Source organism: Bosea vaviloviae (assembly GCF_001741865.1).
Classification (GTDB): Bacteria; Pseudomonadota; Alphaproteobacteria; order Rhizobiales; family Beijerinckiaceae; genus Allobosea; species Allobosea vaviloviae.
Genome location: NZ_CP017147.1, coordinates 1,844,897 through 1,863,532 on the forward strand (window position 1 = coordinate 1,844,897; position 18,636 = coordinate 1,863,532).

Annotated in this window: 20 protein-coding genes; 11 read left to right on the forward strand and 9 right to left on the reverse strand. The window is 66.2% G+C overall.

Annotated features, from left to right (window positions below; all coding sequences use genetic code 11):
• The first annotated feature begins 279 nt into the window (after positions 1–279).
• The 3 genes from hrcA to BHK69_RS08625 all read left to right on the forward strand — a co-directional run bounded on the left by hrcA (position 280) and on the right by BHK69_RS08625 (position 2,343).
• Complete coding sequence (gene hrcA, locus BHK69_RS08615) at positions 280–1,350, forward strand: heat-inducible transcriptional repressor HrcA (RefSeq protein WP_244548442.1); 1,071 nt, start codon at positions 280–282, stop codon at positions 1,348–1,350.
• 44 nt (positions 1,351–1,394) lie between these two features.
• A complete protein-coding gene (locus BHK69_RS08620; RefSeq protein ID WP_069693488.1) occupies positions 1,395–2,006 on the forward strand; it encodes an ankyrin repeat domain-containing protein in 612 nt (203 codons plus the stop codon).
• 94 nt (positions 2,007–2,100) lie between these two features.
• The gene (locus BHK69_RS08625) at positions 2,101–2,343 is read left to right on the forward strand and encodes a DUF3297 family protein (RefSeq protein ID WP_069689738.1); all 243 of its coding nucleotides are present in this window, start codon (positions 2,101–2,103) and stop codon (positions 2,341–2,343) included.
• Between the two features lie 15 nt (positions 2,344–2,358).
• On the opposite strand, the gene BHK69_RS08630 is transcribed toward BHK69_RS08625, so the two are convergent.
• The gene (locus tag BHK69_RS08630) at positions 2,359–2,829 is read right to left on the reverse strand and encodes an anthrone oxygenase family protein (protein WP_083269205.1); all 471 of its coding nucleotides are present in this window, start codon (positions 2,827–2,829) and stop codon (positions 2,359–2,361) included.
• 92 nt (positions 2,830–2,921) lie between these two features.
• Here BHK69_RS08630 and BHK69_RS08635 point away from each other — a divergent pair, with 92 nt between their 5' ends.
• On the forward strand, positions 2,922–3,371 hold the full coding sequence (locus BHK69_RS08635) for a MarR family winged helix-turn-helix transcriptional regulator (RefSeq protein WP_069689739.1): 450 nt from the start codon (positions 2,922–2,924) through the stop codon (positions 3,369–3,371).
• Here BHK69_RS08635 and BHK69_RS08640 read toward each other — a convergent pair.
• Positions 3,368–3,898, reverse strand: coding sequence for a GNAT family N-acetyltransferase (locus tag BHK69_RS08640; RefSeq protein WP_069693490.1), 531 nt, complete (start codon positions 3,896–3,898; stop codon positions 3,368–3,370). The genes BHK69_RS08635 and BHK69_RS08640 overlap by 4 nt on opposite strands.
• Before the next feature lie 23 nt (positions 3,899–3,921).
• Positions 3,922–4,497 (reverse strand): helix-turn-helix domain-containing protein, encoded by a 576-nt coding sequence (locus BHK69_RS08645; RefSeq protein ID WP_069689740.1) that lies wholly within the window; start codon positions 4,495–4,497, stop codon positions 3,922–3,924.
• Between the two features lie 227 nt (positions 4,498–4,724).
• On the opposite strand from BHK69_RS08645, the gene BHK69_RS08650 reads away from it, so the two are divergent.
• Entirely contained in the window at positions 4,725–5,510 is a 786-nt protein-coding gene (locus tag BHK69_RS08650; RefSeq protein ID WP_069689741.1) for a YiiX/YebB-like N1pC/P60 family cysteine hydrolase, read from the forward strand.
• A gap of 45 nt (positions 5,511–5,555) precedes the next feature.
• Positions 5,556–7,361, forward strand: coding sequence for a translation elongation factor 4 (gene lepA, locus BHK69_RS08655; RefSeq protein WP_069693491.1), 1,806 nt, complete (start codon positions 5,556–5,558; stop codon positions 7,359–7,361).
• Positions 7,362–7,389: 28 nt separating this feature from the next.
• On the opposite strand, the gene BHK69_RS08660 is transcribed toward lepA, so the two are convergent.
• The 3 genes from BHK69_RS08660 to BHK69_RS08670 are packed head-to-tail and all read right to left on the reverse strand — an operon-like array spanning position 7,390 to position 8,625.
• A complete protein-coding gene (locus tag BHK69_RS08660) occupies positions 7,390–8,103 on the reverse strand; it encodes an HAD family hydrolase (RefSeq protein ID WP_069689742.1) in 714 nt (237 codons plus the stop codon).
• Positions 8,100–8,366: a BrnA antitoxin family protein gene (locus tag BHK69_RS08665; RefSeq protein WP_069689743.1), complete on the reverse strand. Its 267-nt coding sequence runs from the start codon at positions 8,364–8,366 to the stop codon at positions 8,100–8,102. Before BHK69_RS08665 ends, BHK69_RS08660 begins: the two co-directional genes overlap by 4 nt.
• Positions 8,350–8,625 (reverse strand): BrnT family toxin, encoded by a 276-nt coding sequence (locus BHK69_RS08670; RefSeq protein ID WP_069689744.1) that lies wholly within the window; start codon positions 8,623–8,625, stop codon positions 8,350–8,352. The genes BHK69_RS08665 and BHK69_RS08670 overlap by 17 nt, the downstream gene beginning before the upstream one ends.
• Before the next feature lie 120 nt (positions 8,626–8,745).
• On the opposite strand from BHK69_RS08670, the gene msrQ reads away from it, so the two are divergent.
• Positions 8,746–9,636 (forward strand): protein-methionine-sulfoxide reductase heme-binding subunit MsrQ, encoded by an 891-nt coding sequence (gene msrQ / locus BHK69_RS08675; RefSeq protein WP_244548443.1) that lies wholly within the window; start codon positions 8,746–8,748, stop codon positions 9,634–9,636.
• A 57-nt stretch (positions 9,637–9,693) separates the two neighbouring features.
• The gene (locus BHK69_RS08680) at positions 9,694–11,421 is read left to right on the forward strand and encodes an MFS transporter (RefSeq protein WP_083269206.1); all 1,728 of its coding nucleotides are present in this window, start codon (positions 9,694–9,696) and stop codon (positions 11,419–11,421) included.
• A gap of 132 nt (positions 11,422–11,553) precedes the next feature.
• Here the strand turns inward: BHK69_RS08680 and BHK69_RS08685 are convergent, their stop codons facing one another.
• Positions 11,554–12,351, reverse strand: coding sequence for an undecaprenyl-diphosphate phosphatase (locus BHK69_RS08685; RefSeq protein ID WP_069689745.1), 798 nt, complete (start codon positions 12,349–12,351; stop codon positions 11,554–11,556).
• Between the two features lie 243 nt (positions 12,352–12,594).
• Here BHK69_RS08685 and BHK69_RS08690 point away from each other — a divergent pair, with 243 nt between their 5' ends.
• From BHK69_RS08690 to BHK69_RS08700, 3 genes are all read left to right on the forward strand, one after another.
• Complete coding sequence (locus BHK69_RS08690; protein WP_069689746.1) at positions 12,595–13,287, forward strand: glutathione S-transferase family protein; 693 nt, start codon at positions 12,595–12,597, stop codon at positions 13,285–13,287.
• Positions 13,288–13,370: 83 nt separating this feature from the next.
• Positions 13,371–14,423 carry a tRNA epoxyqueuosine(34) reductase QueG gene (gene queG, locus BHK69_RS08695; RefSeq protein WP_069693494.1) on the forward strand — a complete coding sequence of 351 codons (1,053 nt, stop codon included), beginning with the start codon at positions 13,371–13,373 and terminating at the stop codon, positions 14,421–14,423.
• The gene (locus BHK69_RS08700; protein WP_069689747.1) at positions 14,420–15,286 is read left to right on the forward strand and encodes an SDR family oxidoreductase; all 867 of its coding nucleotides are present in this window, start codon (positions 14,420–14,422) and stop codon (positions 15,284–15,286) included. Before queG ends, BHK69_RS08700 begins: the two co-directional genes overlap by 4 nt.
• 98 nt (positions 15,287–15,384) lie before the next feature.
• On the opposite strand, the gene olsB is transcribed toward BHK69_RS08700, so the two are convergent.
• Positions 15,385–16,311 carry a l-ornithine N(alpha)-acyltransferase gene (olsB, locus tag BHK69_RS08705; protein WP_069689748.1) on the reverse strand — a complete coding sequence of 309 codons (927 nt, stop codon included), beginning with the start codon at positions 16,309–16,311 and terminating at the stop codon, positions 15,385–15,387.
• A gap of 101 nt (positions 16,312–16,412) precedes the next feature.
• Positions 16,413–18,503: an ATP-binding protein gene (locus BHK69_RS08710; RefSeq protein ID WP_069689749.1), complete on the reverse strand. Its 2,091-nt coding sequence runs from the start codon at positions 18,501–18,503 to the stop codon at positions 16,413–16,415.
• Positions 18,504–18,636 lie beyond the last annotated feature (133 nt).

Consider the following 18,636-nt stretch of genomic DNA (forward strand, 5'->3'; position numbering starts at 1 on the left):
AGCCGGGTTTCGCGACGCTTCTCCCTTCTTCCACCCATCTCGGGCTTGCCCGAGATGGGCAACCCAAAGTGTCAAAGTCGGCAACAGCCGACTTTGACGGGGAGAAGGGTTCCGCGAGCCCTGGCTCCGCCCGAGACTGGCGCGCCCCTCCTCTCCTCGTGGGAGAAGGGTTCCCCGCGCTCTTCATTTACCGTTTCCGCTTGATCCTTCTCAGGTCCAAGCCGACAATAACCCCATGTCGAACCCGCGTTTTCAGCCGAAATGAGTGCTCACACGCCGATGCGCCCTGAATCCCCCGGCGGCCTGATCGAGACCGATCAGCGCTCGCGCGAGATTTTCCGTCAGATCATCGACGGCTACCTCACCACCGGGGAGCCGGTCGGCTCGCGCAACATCGCCCGCCTGCTGCCGATGACGCTGTCGCCCGCGACTGTGCGCAACGTCATGACCGATCTCGAACTCGCCGGGTTGATCTACGCACCGCATACCTCTGCGGGGCGCCTGCCCACGGAAAGAGGCCTGCGCTTCTTCGTCGATGCGATGATGGAGGTCGGCAATCTCACCTCCGACGAGCGCACCCGCATCGAGGCGCAGATGAAGGCGGCCGCCACCAATCGCACGCTGGATGCGACGCTGACAGAGGCCTCGGCCCTGCTCTCGGGTCTCTCGCGCGGCGCCGGCGTCGTCGTCACCACCAAGGCCAATGCCCGCCTCAAGCATATCGAATTCGTCCGGCTCGATCCCGCTCGTGCGCTCGTCGTGCTGGTGGCCGATGACGGCACGGTCGAGAACCGGCTGCTTGCCTTGCCGCCCGGCCTGCCGGCCTCGGCGCTGACGGAGGCCGCGAATTTCCTCAACGCCCGCATCATGGGCAAGACGCTGGGCGATCTGCGCCGTGAGATCGCCGAGCATCGCGCTGAGATGGAAAGCGAGCTCGATGCGCTGACCGCCAAGCTCGTCGAGAGCGGGATCGCGACCTCGTCGGGTCCCTCGACCGACCGCCATCTGATCGTGCGCGGCCAGGCCAATCTGCTGGAGGATCTGAAGGCGCAGGAGGATCTCGAGCGCATCCGCCTGCTCTTCGGCGATCTCGAGACGCAGACCGATGTCATCGATCTGCTTTCCCGAGCCGAGGCCGGCGATGGCGTGCGCATCTTCATCGGCTCCGAGAACAAACTGTTCTCGATGTCGGGCTCCTCGATGGTGGCCGCACCCTTCCGTGACGCGGAGCAGCGCATCGTCGGCGTCGTCGGCATCATCGGCCCGACGCGGCTGAACTATGCCCGCATCGTGCCGATGGTGGACTATACCGCCAAGGTGGTCGGGCGCCTGCTCGACAGCGGACGGTGAGGGGGGCGGCCGCCTGGCTGGCGGCCGTTTTGGGTGTGTCGCTGATGATCAGTCCCGCCGCTGCTGCAGGGCCTGCATTGATCGATGCCGCAGCCGCAGGACGCACCGACGAGGTGGCTCGGCTCATCGTGGCCGGCGCTCCGCTCGAAGCCCAGGATGCGCAGGGTCGCTCCGCCCTTCTGCTGGCCGTTGCCGGAAACCATGTCGCGACCGCCAAGGCCTTGCTCGATGCCGGTGCGAGCCCGAATACGCAGGCCGCCAATCGCGACACGCCCTGGCTCCTGGCCGGGGCGTTGGGACGTGCCGAGATCATAGCAGTGATGCTGCCGCGCAAGCCCGACCTGACGATCCGCAACCGCTATGGTGGCAACGCCCTGATTCCTGCCTGCGAGCGCGGCCATGTCGAGGCCGTGAAGCTGCTGCTGACCAGCGGCATCGACCTCGATCACGTCAATGATCTCGGCTGGACCTGCCTGCTGGAAATCGTGATCCTCGGTGATGGCGGCCCGCGCCATCAGCAGGTGGCAAAGCTCGTGCTCGATGCCGGCGCCAATCCCAATCTCGCCGACAAGGATGGCGTGTCGCCGCTCGCCCATGCCCGCCAGAGGGGCCAGCGTGCGGTGGCGGCGCTTATCGAGCAGGCCGGCGGCGGCTGACTCGCTCGATTTGGCATCGCCGCCAGTTCGCGCTACCTCTGCCGCCAACGCGGCCTTCCTGCCGCCCGAAATCTGCACGTCAAGGCTTTATCAGATGACCGACACGCTCCCCGACCGTCTCTCCTCGAACCCCAACAGCCCGCATTACAATGAGGAGCTGCTCGCCCGCGACATCGGCGTGCGCTTCAAGGGCGTCGATAAGACCAATGTCGAGGAGTATTGCGTCAGCGAGGGCTGGGTGCGCCTCACCGCCGGCAATGCCAAGGACCGCTTCGGCAATCCGATGACGGTGAAGCTCAAGGGCGAGGTCGAGCCCTATTTCCGCCAAGCTGAGTAAGGCATCCGAGGGGCGTCAGTCGCGCCGCGACAAGGCCCATGCGAACAGGCCGGTCGCCAGTATGCCAAGCCCGGCGCGAATGCTGTGCAGTTCGCCCCAGCGCGCGATCAGCGCCCGGCTCACCGTGTCGGCCTGATCGAGCGGCAGCGCCTGCAACGCGCTGTTGATCGGAGCAATCGCGATCAGGGTAAGCGGCAGGTTCGCCAATATGGCGGCCATGCCGAACAGCCAGAGCCGGCGGCCTGTTGCGCGCCAGGACAAAAAGCCAGCCGCCGCCGTCAAGACGACGAGCGAGGCCTGCATGCGCGTCGCCGGTCCGATCGAGACCTGCCATTGCCGCAGCAAGGCAGGCGCGTCGAGCGACAGGCGTGCCGGTTGCTCCGCGACGAGGATGTAAAGCGCAGCACCCGTGAACAGGGCAGCCAGCGCGAGGGTGGCGGGGCCGGCGAAACGGGCGGTCACGAACCGCGCAGCGGTGTTCTCCATGGCGCTCTCTCACTTGAACAGCATGCTATGTATCATTGCATAGCATGCTGTTCAAGTGATATCGCCTTGGCCTGAAGGGTGGTGCAGTGGTGATGACGGCGTTCAAGACCCGATCTGCAGGCTACCTCGCGAACCATATGGCGCGCAGCTTCGCCAGGGCGCTCGCCGATGCGATCCGCCCGCTGGGCCTGGCGCCGGCTCAGTTCATGGTCCTGCTCGAGCTCTGGCGCGAGGATGGCGTGACGCAGAAGGATCTGGTCCAACGCCTCGATGTCGAACAGGCGACAATGGCCAGCACGCTTGCGCGCATGGAACGAGACCGGCTGATCGAGCGACGGCCTGATCCCCTGGATGCGCGTGCGCGCACCATCCATCTCACCGCCCATGCGCGCGCGCTGGAGGTTGCGGCCGTTGGCAAGGCGCGTCAGATCAACCGGCAGGCGCTGGCCGGCTTCAGCGATGACGAGCGCGAGCGGATGCTCGACGGCATGGCGAGCATCATCGCCGCGTTATCGGCAACTGAAAGCGGCTCTGAGAATTAGCCGATCGTCTTGTAGAAGAAGGTCGAGCCGCAATCGCGGCCGTCCGGCATCAGGGCGAAGCGGGGGATCGTGCCGATTTCGGTCCAGCCGAGGCGGCCATAGAGCCGCCGGGCGGCGCCGGCTTCGTCGGTGTCGAGCACCAGAAGCGTGCGTCCCGCCTGCCGCGCGGCCTCTTCGGCCACAAGCATCAGCTTCTCGCCGAGGCCCTGACGCCGCGCGCAGGAATGCACCAGCACCTTGGCGATCTCGGCGCGGTGCGGCTGGTTGGGTTTGCCGATCAGATGAAGCTGCGCCGTGCCGACGATCTCCCCGGCCAACTTTGCGATCAGCAGCACCGTGCGGCCAGCGCCAACCTCGTCGATGACCCCGGTCCAGAAGCCGCGGTAATCCTCCGGCGTATTCCACGCCATGAAGCCGACAGAGGCCCCGTTCGCGACGCTGTCGCGCAGGATCTCGACCAGCGCCGGGATGGCGTTGCTGGCGGCCTCCGGGGTGAGCGTTTCGATTACGATGGCATCAACCGGCATCAGCTTCATCCTTTGGGCGGCGTTCAGCCGGAGGTGGTCAGTACGACGGCATAGCGGGCGGGCACGCTGCCGGGGTTGTGGTAGGCGATCGGCCCGTCGAGCAGCATCTGCAGGCAATCTCCCGCCGCCAGCCGGTGCTCGATGCCACCAAGCGTGACCATCATCTCGCCGGCCAGAACCCAGACCTGCTGGTCGAGCCGATGGGCGCTGCGCGGTGCGTCGAGCAGGACGCGCCCGCCCGCCGGCATCTCGACATCGACGATCTCGATCCCCGAGCCGGTTCCTGGGGGAGAGATGTTGCGCCGGACATAGCCGCTGGCCGGATCGGTCCAGACCGGCTGATCGGTGCGCCGCGCGAGCGGGCCGGCATGGCCCTCGTCGCGAAACAGGACCGAGAGAACAATTCCGAGGCCGGCGCAGATTCGGTCCAGCAGCGCGGCCGTCGGGCTCGATTCGCCCCGCTCCACCCGTGAGATCATCGCGCGGCTGACGCCCGAGCGTTCGGCCAGCATGTCGAGCGTCAGGCTGCGGCTCTGGCGCAGCGCCTTGATGCGCGCGCCGAGCCGCTGATCGAGTTCGAGGTCATCCATCATTTCCATGATACGAAGAATTATTCTACTATATGAGAACGTCAAGCCCAAACACGGGCCTTCGTCGTCGCTTGCTTCTGACGCAGCGTGAACTCCGCTTTCACCACATTTCCAAGTCTGGGCGCCGCGACAGGTCGCGTTTCCGGAAAGATTCAGGAATCCGCGCTTTGATGAGCCTCAAACGACGCTCTTGAAGGGCGCGAGTCGCGAAAGAAGCGACACGGGGGGAAGCGGCCATGAATCGCGGTCTTGAACTTCTCGGGCGTTCCGTCGTCGGGTTCATCACCCGCGGCAAGCCGGAAGCCCGCCCGGTCGACGCCAAGGCGCTGGCCCGGTTGCAATCGGCGCTGCGGCCGGGCGATGTCCTGCTGGTCGAAGGCAGCATGAAGGTCTCGGCCGCGATCAAGTATCTGACGCAATCGACCTGGTCGCATGCGGCTCTTTACGTCGGGGAGACCGGGCAGTTTAGCGAGCAGGGCGAGCCGCTGGTGCTGGCCGAGGTCGAGATGGATGTCGGCTGCGTGCTCTCGCCGCTGTCGAAATACGGCGCTTTCGGCACCCGCATCTGCCGTCCCCAGGCGCTTGACCGCGAGGGCCGTGCCATTGTCGTCGATTATGTGCTGGAGCGGCTCGGCACCCAGTACGACCTCAAGAACATCCTCGATCTGATGCGCTGGCTGATCCCGATCCCCTGGGCCCCGCCATCATGGCGCCGGCGCATGATCGCGCTGGGCTCGGGCGACCCGACGCGGGCGATCTGTTCCACCCTGATCGCGCAGGCTTTTGAGGCGGCGCGTTATCCCGTGCTGCCGACCGTCGAATATGCGCAGGCGATGGACGAGGAGGATTTCGAGGAGATCCTGCATATCCGGCACCATTCGCTCTACATGCCGCGCGATTTCGACATCTCGCCCTATTTCGCAGTCGTGAAGCCGACGCTGGAGAGCGGCTTCGACTATCGCGCCCTGACCTGGGCGCTGGAGCCCTGCCCGGCCCAGCAGCAACTTGCCGCGGCGGAATAGCCGCAAACCCTTGGCGCAATGCGGCATCGCTGCTATTGCGCGCCCATGAGCACCCGCAGTTTCGACAACATCCGCAATTTCTCGATCGTGGCGCATATCGACCACGGCAAATCGACGCTGGCCGACCGGCTGATCCAGACCACCGGCACGGTGGCGGCGCGCGACATGAGCGAGCAGATGCTCGACTCGATGGATATCGAGAAAGAGCGCGGCATCACCATCAAGGCCCAGACGGTGCGGCTCGACTACCGCGCCCAGGATGGCAAGGATTACATCCTGAACCTGATGGACACGCCCGGCCATGTCGACTTCGCCTATGAGGTCTCACGGTCGCTCGCGGCCTGCGAAGGTTCGCTCCTGGTCGTCGACGCCTCGCAGGGCGTCGAGGCGCAGACGCTCGCCAATGTCTATCAGGCGCTCGATGCGGGCCATGAGATCGTCACGGTCCTGAACAAGATCGACCTGCCTGCCGCCGAGCCCGAGCGCATCAAGCAACAGATCGAGGACGTGATCGGGCTCGACGCCTCCGAGGCCGTGCCGATCTCGGCCAAGACCGGCATCAACATCGAGGGCGTGCTCGAGGCGATCGTCACCAGGCTGCCGGCGCCCAAGGGCGACATCGATGCGCCGCTGAAGTGCCTGCTGGTCGACTCATGGTACGACGCCTATCTCGGCGTCGTCGTGCTGGTGCGCGTCATCGACGGCGTGCTGAAGAAGAACATGACCATCCGCATGATCCGGGCCAATGCCGCCTATGGCGTCGACCGCGTCGGCGTGTTCAAGCCCAAGATGCTCGAGGTCAAGGAGCTCGGCCCCGGTGAAGTCGGCTTCTTCACCGCCTCGATCAAGGAGGTCGCCGACACCGCGGTCGGCGACACCATCACCGACGACAAGCGCCAGACGCCGAACCCATTGCCCGGCTTCAAGCCGGTGCAGCCGGTGGTGTTCTGCGGCATCTTCCCGGTCGATGCGGCCGATTTCGAGGTGCTGCGGGCCGCGATGAGCCGGCTGCGCCTGAACGATGCCAGCTTCTCCTACGAGATGGAGACCTCGGCGGCGCTCGGCTTCGGTTTCCGCTGCGGTTTTCTCGGGTTGCTGCATCTGGAGATCATCCAGGAGCGGCTGGAGCGCGAGTTCAACCTCAACCTGATCTCGACCGCGCCGTCTGTGGTTTACCATCTCAATCTGCGCGACGGCTCGGTGCTGGAACTGCACAATCCGGCCGATATGCCCGATGTGATGAAGATCGAGACGATCGAGGAACCCTGGATCAAGGCGACGATCTTCACGCCGGACGAATATCTCGGCTCGGTTTTGAAGCTCTGCCAGGACCGTCGCGGCGTCCAGACTGATCTCAGCTATGTCGGCTCTCGCGCCAAGGTCGTCTACGACCTGCCGCTGAACGAGGTCGTGTTCGATTTCTACGACCGGCTGAAGTCGATCTCGAAGGGCTACGCTTCCTTCGACTACGCCATCACCGATTATCGCGAGGGCGACCTCGTGCGCATGTCGATCCTGGTCAATGCCGAGCCGGTCGATGCGCTCTCGATGCTGGTGCACCGCTCGCGCGCCGACGCACGCGGCCGCGCCATGTGCGAGAAGCTCAAGGAGCTGATCCCGCCGCACATGTTCCAGATCCCGGTGCAGGCGGCGATTGGTGGCAAGATCATCGCCCGCGAGACCATCCGCGCCCTGCGCAAGGACGTCACCGCCAAATGCTATGGCGGCGACGCCACCCGCAAGCGCAAGCTTCTGGAGAAGCAGAAGGAAGGCAAGAAGAAGATGCGGCAGTTCGGCAAGGTCGAAATCCCGCAGGAAGCCTTCATCGCCGCACTGAAGATGGATTCGTGAGCAGCCTTCCGTCAGTCTCGGGCTGCGCCTAGCGCGGGCTGAGAAACGCCTGCAGAAGAGCATCTCCTGCAGGAGCAGCGTCACCGTCACGAGAGGGTCGGCTCGATGCCGGCCATGACGCATACGCCGCGACGCCCAACCCCCGCAGCTCGGCGCGCAGATCGAGCGGCTCGACGAAGTGCACGGCCTTCATGCCGACGGCGCGCGCCGCTTCGACATTCTTGTGGCTGTCGTCGATGAAGATGCAGTCGGGCGCGCTCAGGGCATAGCGCTCCAGCAGCGTGTGGTAGATCGCGACATCCGGCTTGATCAGGCCTTCATGCGCCGAGACGATGGCGCCGTCGAAGCTTTGCAGGAAGGGGAAGCGGATCAGGCATTCCGCCCATTTCTCGCGCGAGAAATTGGTGATGGCGTAGACCTTTTCGCCCTTTGCCTTGAGTTCGGCGAGTAGCGCGACATTGTCCTCGATCACGCCGGGCACGGTCTCGTGCCAGCGCTCGTCGAAGGCCTTGATCTCGCGCGTCCATTCCGGATGGGACGCGACCAGCAGCGCCACGGCCTCCTCCCAGGAGCGGCCGCGATCCTGCTCGATGTTCCAGGCGGCGGTGCAGACATTCTGCATGAACCAGTCGAGCTTCGCGGGATCGGGAATCAACTCGCGATAGAGCAGGCGCGGATCCCAGCGGAGCAGGACGTTGCCGACATCGAAGACGACAGTGGGCGAGGTTTGGGTCGGCATCATGAAGTCCGCTTGAGTTGGGAACGGGCATAGGTTTCGAGAACGGCGTTCATGCGGGTCTGATAGCCGCGGCCCTGGGCCTTATAGGCTTCCAGGACCGATTTCTTGACGCGCAGAGTCACCAGTTGCGTCCGGTCGGGCTCGACCAGCTTCGCGTTTTTCCAGAAGGTCTCGTCCAGCTCGGGGATGTCGCTGAAATCGATTTCGTCGTCCTTGAGCGCGGCGAGAGCCTCAGGCGACAGCGGTTTGTCATAGGGAGGCTTCATAGCGCTGCCTTTCCTTTTGAGAGACCGGTCGGGCCGAGATGATGCGGATGCGGCCGTCGCGGTCGGTATGCACGACGACGAGCACAACGATGCCGTCGACACGACCGATGCTGATCTCTCGAACCTCGCCATAGTCGACGCGGTCATCGACCCAGCTCAGCACCGGTCCCTCGAAAATGCGTTTCGCAAATTCGAAGGCGACGCCGTGCTTGGCGACATTGGCCGTGTCCTTCTCAGGATCCCATTCGAATTCAGGTATGCTACTACGATTTGTAGTTACGTTCCAGCTTCGTCCTCACGTCCTTGTGTGCAGACGTGCAAGACAGAGGCAAGGGCTGTCGCGTATCTCCAAGAGGCGAACGGCAAGCGGGAGAACGGCGTGGACGGATGGCTGCCATGGCTGGATCGGCAGGGGCGGTTCTCGGCCTTGCGTGCGCTTGCTTTCGCGCTGGTGCTCGTGCCGGCCTTGATCCTGGCCTATGAGGCCTGGACCGGCCAGCTCGGCTCGAAACCCTGGACGCGGGCGGTGCACGACACCGGCACCTGGGCGATCCGTTTGCTCCTGGTCACGCTTGCGGTCTCGCCGCTCCGGCGCATTCTCGACTGGGGCAAGCTGCTCGGCATCCGCCGCATGCTCGGCCTCTCCGTGCTGGCCTATGCGGCCGGGCATCTGACGCTCTACTGCATCGACCTCGCCTTCGACTGGGGCCTGATCGTCTCCGAGATCGTCAAGCGCTTCTATCTGACGATCGGCTTCACCGCGCTGCTCGGCCTGACCGCGCTCGGCGTCACCTCGACGGACGGGATGATCCGCCGGATGGGCGCGAAGAACTGGCAGCGCCTGCACAACCTCGTCTACCTGATCGCCGGGCTGGGCCTGCTGCATTTCGCCCTGCAGTCCAAGATCGACGTCACCCAGCCGGCGCTGCTGAACGGGCTCTTCGCGCTGCTCTTGCTCTATCGCGGGCTGAACCGATTGAAGATCGCGACGACCACCCCGGTGCTGATCGCGGCGGCACTTCTGACCGGGCTTGCCACGGCGCTCTGCGAGACGGCGTGGTATGCCTTGACGAGCGGCGTCTCGGCTTGGGACGTCTTCCAGGCCAATGCCGATGTGGTGGTCTATCAGGATCTCGGCTTCCTGCGGCCGGGGCATTGGGTGGCGCTGGTCGGGCTTGCTGTCGCGGCCGTTCATGCCTGGCGGGCGCCAGTCGCCAAGCCGCGCCGGGCGCGCCGCAGCGATGGCGTTCCGGCACAGACGGGTGCTTGAAGGCAGGGCCGATCTTTCATGGTTGGCAGCCCGCGTCGCAGGCACTAACCCTGTGGGATGCCTGTCGATCCTCACGCTCAGCCTGTCGAAGATGTCGCCGCCGCCGATCTCGCCTCGGAGGGCATCGACCTGTCCTCGGAGCGCAGCTCGCCCTTCGTGCCGCTGCAGCAGCCGATCTTCCGCAAAGTCTGGTTCGCCAGCCTCGCCTCGAATTTCGGCGGGCTGATCCAGGCTGTCGGCGCCTCCTGGATGATGACCTCGATCGCGGCCTCGCCCGATATGGTCGCGCTGGTGCAGGCCTCGACGACGCTGCCGGTGATGCTGTTCTCGCTGGCCGCGGGGGCGGTCTCGGACAATTACGACCGCCGCAAGATCATGTTGACCGCGCAGGGCTTCATGTTCGTGGTCTCGATCGCGCTCGCGGTCTTCTCCTGGTCCGGGCTGATCACGCCTTGGTGGCTGCTGACCTTCACCTTCCTGATCGGCTGCGGTACGGCCTTGAACAACCCGGCCTGGCAGTCTTCCGTCGGCGATATGGTGCCGCGCCGGGACGTGCCCGCCGCGGTGACGCTGAACAGCGTCGCCTTCAACATCGCCCGCAGCGTCGGGCCAGCGATCGGCGGCGCCATCGTCGCGGCGGCCGGAGCCTTCGCTGCCTTCGCCATCAATGCGCTGAGCTATATCGCACTGATCGCGGTGCTGGCGCGCTGGCAGCCGCCCAAGGTCGAGCGTCTGTTGCCGCGCGAGACGCTCTGGATCGCGATGGGGGCGGGGCTGCGCTATGTCGCGATGTCGCCCAATATCCGCAGTGTCATCCTGCGTGCCTTCGCCTTCGGCTTCGGCGGCATCGTCGCTCTCGCCTTGCTGCCGCTGATCGCGCGCGATCTCATCCAGGGCGGTCCGCTGATCTTCGGCGTGCTGCTCGGAGCCTTCGGGGTCGGCGCGGTCGGCGGCGCCTTCATGAGCGCAAGGCTGCGCCGGCTGCTCACCACCGAGGCGCTGGTGCGGATGACCTTCGTCGCCTTTGCCGTCTCCGTTGCGCTGATCGCCGTCAGCACGAGCCTGTGGCTGACCATGCCGGCGCTCTGTGTCGGTGGCGCCTGCTGGGTTTTGACGCTCTCGACCTTCAACGCCACGGTGCAGCTCTCGGCGCCGCGCTGGGTCGTCGGCCGGTCATTGGCGCTCTATCAGATGGGCGCCTTCGGCGGCATGGCGATCGGCAGCTGGGCCTGGGGCCGGGCGGTCCTGCATTACGGCACCGAGCAGGCGCTGCTGATGGCGGCCGTCATCCTCCTGGTCGGCGCGGCGCTCGGCCTGCGCTACGCCCTGCCGCCGCTGGAAGCGCTCAACCTCGATCCGCTCAGCCGCTGGCGCGAGCCCAAGGTCGCAGTCGATATCGAGCCGCGCAGCGGGCCGGTCATCGTCACCATCGAATACCTGATCCACGAGGAGGACGTCGTCGTCTTCCTCAACGCCATGGCCGAGCGCCGCCGCATTCGCCGCCGGGACGGCGCGCGCCACTGGACGCTGTTGCGCGACCTGACCAATGCGGAACTCTGGATCGAACGCTACGACAGCCCGACCTGGGTCGAATACATCCGCCAGAACCAGCGCGTCACCCAGGCCGATGCCGAGATCGGTGATCGCGTCCGCGCCTTGCACAAGGGCGAGAACCCGCCTGTCGTCCACCGCATGATCGAGCGCCAGACCGGCTCGCTGCCGCGCGTGGCGGCGGTGCAGGCTCAGATGATCACGGAGTCGCTGAGCGATCCGCGCTCGGTGTAAGCCGGGCTAGAGCCGGATGATTTCAGATGGGCTCACGAAGTGATCCCATCTGAAATCTGAATCCGTCTCTCATCAAAGAGCGAGAGCAGGATCAATGCGAAAAACCGGTACCCACTTTTTCGCATCCTGCTCTCAGCCGACGATCCACAAGCCCGCCAGGCCGAACAGCCCCACGATGATCCGCCACCAGGCGAAGATCGCGAAACCGCGCTTGGAGACGTAGTCGAGGAAGCTGCGCACCACGATCAGGGCCGAGAAGAAGGCGGCCACGAAGCCGACGACGATCAGCAGGGAATCGTCGAAGGTCAGGGTTTTGTAGCTCTTGAGCAGGTCGTAGGCGAAGGCGCCCGCCATGGTCGGCATGGCCAGGAAGAAGGAGAATTCGGCCGCCGCGCGCTTGCTGGCGCCCAGCAACATCGCGCCGACGATGGTCGAGCCCGAGCGCGAGACGCCCGGGATCATCGCCAGGCACTGGAAGAAGCCGATCTTGAGATACATCGACAGGGGGAAGGTGGTGGCGTCGGTGTGCTTCACCTCGAGTTCGAGCTCGTCGACGACCAGCAGCACGAGCCCGCCTGCGATCAGCGCGCAGCAGACCAGGAACGGGTTGAACAGCACGCTCTTGATGAAGCCGTGCAGCACGGCCCCGATCAAGGCCGCCGGCAGGAAGGCGACGAGCACGCCGATGACGAAGCGCCGCGCGGCGGGGTCGCTGCCCAGGCGCAGCGCGATATCGAGCAGGCGCCGGAAATAGACCAGCATGATCGCCAGGATCGCGCCGAGCTGGACCAGCACCTCGAAGGTCTTGCCGTTGGATTCGAAGCCGAGGAAATGCCCGAGCAGCAGGAGGTGGCCGGTCGACGAGACCGGCAGGAACTCGGTCAGGCCCTCGACGATGCCGAGCACGACCGCTTCGATCAGGTTTTGCATGAGAGGCTATCCTTTGAAGCGAATCGCGCGCCGCCGCGCTTGGTAAACCGCACCCTTCCATGGGCCAAGCTCTTTGCAATTCGGTTACCAATTCGCCAATGCGGCGGCTGCAAATCGAGGCACTGCGCACCCCCCGGGTTGTGACCTTCGTGGCCTGGGACTATAGCAAGCGCCTGGCGCATGGCTGCGTCCCGCCTTTCCGCTGGCCCTGCTTCGGCCGCATCTCGCTGTTTCATGAGTGCCATGGCGACCCTTTTTCATTATCCGCTATGCCCGCATTCGCGCTTCATCCGGCTGGTTCTCGGCGAGTTCGGCATGGAGGCCGACCTGGTCGAGGAGCGCGTCTGGGAGCGGCGGCGCGAGTTCCTTGAACTCAACACCGCCGGCACCACGCCGGTCTTCCGCGAGGAGAATGGGCTTGCCGTTCCCGGCGCCGGCGTCATTGCCGAATATTTGGACGAGACGCGTGGTCTGGCGCTCGCCGAACGCCGCCTCTTGCCGGAAGGCCCGGGCGAGCGTGTCGAGGTGCGCCGGCTGCTCGACTGGTTCAATCTGAAATTCGATGCCGAGATCACCGCCCCGCTCGTGCTGGAAAAGGTGATGAAGCGCTTCATGAGCCGCGACGAGGGCGGCGGGCCGCCCGAGATGAGCGCGATCCGCGCGGCGCGCGCCAATGTGCGCTATCATCTGCGCTACATCGCTTGGCTCACCGCCAAGCGGAACTGGCTCGCCGGGGCCGAACTGAGCTATGCCGATCTCGCCGCGGCGGCGCATCTCTCCTGCGTCGACTATCTCGGCGACGTGCCCTGGGAAGAGGATGAGGCCGCGCGCGCATGGTATGCGAGGATCAAGTCCCGCCCGAGCTTCCGGTCACTGCTGGCCGACCGGATTCCGGGCATGGCTCCGAGCGCGCATTACGACAATCTGGATTTTTGAAAGGCGAGCGCCTGAAGCGGGCGGTCGTCGAGCGCGCCCGGGCCGAGGGCTTCGCCGTCATCCGCATCGCCTCGACAGAGGCCATCCCGCAGGTTCCCGAGCGTCTCCAGGCCTGGCTCGAGGCCGGCCATCATGGCGATATGAGCTGGATGGCGGAGCGCGTCACTGAGCGCGCCGCGCCGCGACAGCTCTGGAGCGAGGCGCGTCGCGTCGTGATGCTCGGCATGAGCTATGCGCCCGATAGCGACCCGCTTGCCATCCTCAGTCAGCCCGACAAGGCCGCGATCTCGCTCTATGCGCGGCGGCGCGATTATCACGACGTCATCAAGGGCAAGCTGAAAAGCGTCGCCGGCCTGCTCGCGGCGAAGGGCGGGGCGGACGTCAAGGTCTTCGTCGACACAGCCCCGGTGATGGAAAAGCCGCTCGCCGAGGCGGCCGGCCTCGGCTGGCAGGGCAAGCACACCGTGCTGGTCTCGCGCGAGCACGGCTCCTGGCTCTTCCTCGGGGCGATCTACACCACGGCCGAATTGCCGGTGGACGCGCCCGAGAGCGACCATTGCGGCTCCTGCCGGCGCTGCCTCGACATTTGCCCGACCGACGCCTTCCCCGCGCCCTATCAGCTCGATGCGCGCCGCTGCATCGCCTATCTCACCATCGAGCATCAGGGCCATATCGATGCGGCGCTGCGCCCCGGCATCGGCAACCGCGTCTTCGGCTGCGATGATTGCCTGGCCGTCTGCCCCTGGAACAAGTTTGCCGCCGCCGCGCAGGAAACCCGGCTCGCGCTCAAGAATGGCCTCGACGCGCTGCCATTGGCCGAGCTCGCGGCGCTGGACGACGCTGCCTTCCGCACGCTCTTCGCCGGCACGCCGGTGAAGCGCACGGGCCGCGACCGCTTCATCCGCAACGTCCTGATCGCGATCGGCAACAGCAACCGGCCCGAGCTTGCCGCCAGCGCCGAGGCCCTGGTCGCGGATGCCTCGCCTTTGGTGCGCGCCATGGCCGCCTGGGCGCTGATCAGGCTCGCGCCAGTGCGGGCCGGGCACCTCGCCGCTGATGCCCTCGCAGGCGAGGCCGATGCGGATGTCCGCCACGAATGGCTCGCCCTCCCATCCCAGCCGGAATGCATCGCATGAAGCTCGTCATCATCGGCCTCGGCTATACCGCCGGTTTTTTCGCGCGTGCTGCTTTAGCTGCGGGCTTCGAGGTCACCGGCACGGTGCGCTCGGCCGACAAGGCGGGAGCGCTCAGCCGCGCCGGCATTCCGACCCTGGTCTTCGACGGTTTCGCGGTGTCGTCTCGGCTTGCCAAAGCCGTCATGGAGGCCGACGCCGTGCTGGTCTCGGCGCAGCCTGGCGAGGACGGCGATCCGGCGCTCGCCTGCCTCTCCGGGCAGCTTGCGGCCGCGCCCGATCTGCGCTGGATCGGCTATCTCTCGACCATCGGTGTCTATGGCAATCATGACGGCGCCTGGATCGACGAAACAGCCGAATGCCGGCCGACCAATGCGCGCTCGACGCTGCGGCTGACGGTCGACAAGGCCTGGCTCGCCTTCGGGGAGAAGACCGGAAAGCCCGTGCAGATTTTCCGTCTCGCCGGCATTTACGGCCCCGGCCGCAACGGCATCGTCAATCTGCGCGCGGGCACGGCGCGGCGCCTGGTCAAGCCCGGCCAGGTCTTCAACCGCATCCATGCGCAGGACATCGCCGGCGTGCTGCTGGCCTCGCTCGAAAAGCCGCGCAACGGGGCCGTCTACAACGTGACCGATGACGAGCCCGCGCCGCCGCAGGATGTGGTGAGCTTCGCCGCCGGGCTGATCGGCATCGAGCCGCCGCCCGAGATCCCGTTCGATCCGGCGCAGCTGACGCCCATGGCGGCGAGTTTCTATGGCGAGAACAAGCGTGTCTCGAACGCGCTGATGAAGCGGGAGCTCGGTTACGCGCTCCGCTATCCCACTTATCGCGAGGCCCTGCGGGCGCTGGCGGAGGCGGGGGAATAGGCTGCCAGGGGAATAGGCTCGCAAACCTCCGCCGTCATGTCGGGGCCTGTGGCCCGCCCCGGAATGACGCTGTGGTTCATTCGCGGTCCTGAAGGCCCTCAAGCCGCGTAGCGTTGGCCCTCGTCGCCGTAATAATCGAGATAGCGCCGATCGATCGCGGCCACGGGCAGGATCACCAGCACGTCGGTGGTGCCGAATTGCCTGTCGACCACCGCGCCCGTGCCGAAACGGGCGCCCAGCCGGAGATAGGCCTTGATCAGCGGCGGCATCTGTTTCAGCGCCTGCTTGGTATCGAGTACCTCCACCGGGAGCCGGTTCATCGCCACGCTGCGGTCGGGCCGGGCGGCGGCGCCCCATTCGCCTTCGCAGCGGGCATGGTGGTGCAGGAAGCTCAGCGGCAGCGCCAATGCGTCGGGATCGGTGCTGTCGAAGCTGGCGCAGCCGAACATCGCGTCGATCCGATGGTGGCGGACATAGGCCCAGATGCCGTGCCAGAGCAGTTCGACCGTCTTCTTGGTCCGATAGGGTTTGAGCACGCAGGAGCGGCCGAGCTCGAGGAAGCGCGCGGATGGGTGGCGCGCGAGCAGCGGCTGCAGGTCGAACTCCCCTTGCGTGTAGAAGCCGCCGAAGCGCGTCGCCGTGCCTTGCCGCATCAGGCGATAGGTGCCGACGACCTTGGGCTTGATGCCGCCGAAGCGCCCGCGCGCGGCATGGTCGATGACCAGGAGATGATCGCAAGCCCCGTCGAAACGGTCGGCGTCGCGGCGGAACATCCGTGATACGACATCGGGCTTGGCCGACATTTCCTGGTAGAACACGCGGTAGCGCAAACGTTGTGCCCGCCAGATCTCGCGCGGGCCTCGCGCCAGCCTGACCTCGAGCGAACCGGAACGGCCGAGCGTGCCTGAAAGCGGGTCGAATTCGCCCGGGCGGCCGCCAAGCTTGCGCAGCCGCGCCAGGAACGGATGTCCGGCCGGCAATTGATTTGCCGGCTGATCGTGGCCGCGAAAGACCTCAAATGCCATGGCTCGTCTTGCCCCTGCGCCGCCGATGCTGGCGATGGGAACGCTAGCGCCGGCGATTTAACAGGATCGCGACAGAACTGCGTCAGCGTTATGACGCCGTCTCAAGCGCTCAAAGTCAACATCAGGCCGCCTTCGACATGGTCGAGCCAGCGCTTGAGCGCGGCGCGGTCGAGAGGCTTAGCCAGGCAATCATCCATGCCGGCGGCCTGCGCGGCGCTGCGATCAGCGGGCGAGACATTGGCGGAGACGGCGATCAGCGGCAGTTTTGCGCCGGCTTTCGCCTCGGCCTCCATGGTGCGGATGATGCGCGCGGCCGAGAGCCCGTCGAGCTCCGGCATGCGGATATCCAGCAGGACAAGGTCAAGCGCTGTCGCCTCGCCATTCAGGCTGGCCGCGACATGGCTGATGGCTTCGCGCCCGTTGCGGGCCCAGATCGCGGCGCAGCCGAGCCGCTCCAGCGTCCGTGTCGCCAGCAAGGCGTTGATCTCGTTGTCCTCGGCGACGAGCACGGTGAGCCGCGGCGCGACCGGGAGTATGGGAGCGGGCGCGTCCTGACGCGAATCGGGCAAGGGCAGGGCGGCTTCCGGCCGCGGCGAGAGGCGCTCATAGAGCGAGCGCGCCCGCACCGGCTTCATCAGGAACCCGGTGAAGCCCTGCTCGCGCGGCACGCCGAATTGCCGCCGCTCGGTCGGGGACAGCATGATCAACCGTTCGCCCGGCCCGGCCTGGCGCGCCGCTTCCGCCAATGCGCGCGCCGCCTCGGGACCGATCGACTGATCGATCAGGATGGCATCGTAAGTTGCGTCTTGCCGCAGCAGGGCGAGCGCTCCGTCGGGCCCGGTTGCCAGCATGGCCGTGGCGCCCGTGGTCGCGATCGTGTCCGCCAGAAAGCGTCCGGCGAAGGGGGCGGCCGAGACGACAAGCACGCGCCGCCCTTGCCAGTCCGGCGGGGCCAGGATCGTGCTGGCTTCAGCCGCCGCAAGCGGGAGGTGGACGCGAAAGAGCGCGCCTTCGCCAGGCCGGCTCTCGACGCCGACCTCGCCGCCCATCAGCGCCGCGAGCCGCCGCACGATGGCAAGACCCAGCCCCGTGCCTTCATGGCTGCGCGTGGCGGTGTTGTCCGCCTGCTCGAACTCGTCGAAAATCGCCTTCTGCCGGTCTTCCGGGATGCCGGGCCCGGTGTCGGAGACGGTGATCTCGATCATCTCCCCGGCGCGATCGAGGCGGATGCCGACGCCGCCATGCTCTGTGAACTTGATCGCATTGCCGACGAGGTTGAGCAGGATCTGGCGCAGCCGGTCGCGGTCGCCGACCAGGCGGCTGGGCAGATCGGGGGCGAGATAGGTCGCGATGTCGAGGCCCTTCGCCTGGGCGCGCGGCGCCATCAATTCGCCGACGGTCTCGACCAGCGGGCCGAGATCGAAGGGCGCCACGGATAATTCGAGCTTGCCGGCCTCGACCTTGGCGACGTCGAGGATGTCGTCGACGAGCGAGAGCAGCGCCTCGCCCGAGGTCCGCAGAGCGCCGACATAGGTGGTCTGCTCGGGGTCGAGGCGGGTGTCGCCGAGCAGATCGGCCATGCCGAGGATACCGTTGAGCGGCGTGCGGAATTCGTGGCTGACGGTGGCAAGGAAGCGCGATTTTGCGTCACTGGCGCTCTCGGCCCGGGCGCGGGCCTCGACCAGTTCCTGCTCGCCGGCGATGCGGGCGGTGATGTCGCGGCCGACGCGCTGCAGTACGGTCTTGCCGAGCGCGACCGGCACGACGGTCTCGACCCAGGAGATCCAGCGCTCGCCTTCGAAGGTCGCCAGGCTCTCGTCGAAGACACGGGCGCCGTCGCCCAGCGCCAGGGCCGGCCGGCAGGCGATGCGCCTCGGTTGCGCCTGGCTGCCGATGACCTCGGCCTCGCTCAAGCCGAGCAGGGAGGCATAGCCGGCATTGGCGTAGACGATCCGGTCGCCGTCGCGGCGCACGATCAGGTCGCCCTGCGCCTGGATCAGGCTGCGATAGCGCTCCTCGCTATCGGCCAGCGCCCAGAGCCGGTCGTTCAGTGTCTCGATGTCATGGGCGAGTTCGGTGGCCTGGCGCACGATGCGGTCGCGCTGCCGCGCCATCTTGAGCGCGAACAGGATTGCGAGGATCGCCGTTGCGACCGCCATCCAGAATGCCAGCGATGATGAAGGGAAAGCCATGTTCCCTGTGTATCATCGCCCTATTGAGAAAGAGTTGGTTGGATCGTCGAAGTTTAGCGATCGAATGGCATGAAACGTTAACCCTGCGGGCGTTCCGGAGATCGTCGCGTGCCGGAAACACGATGCGGGACCG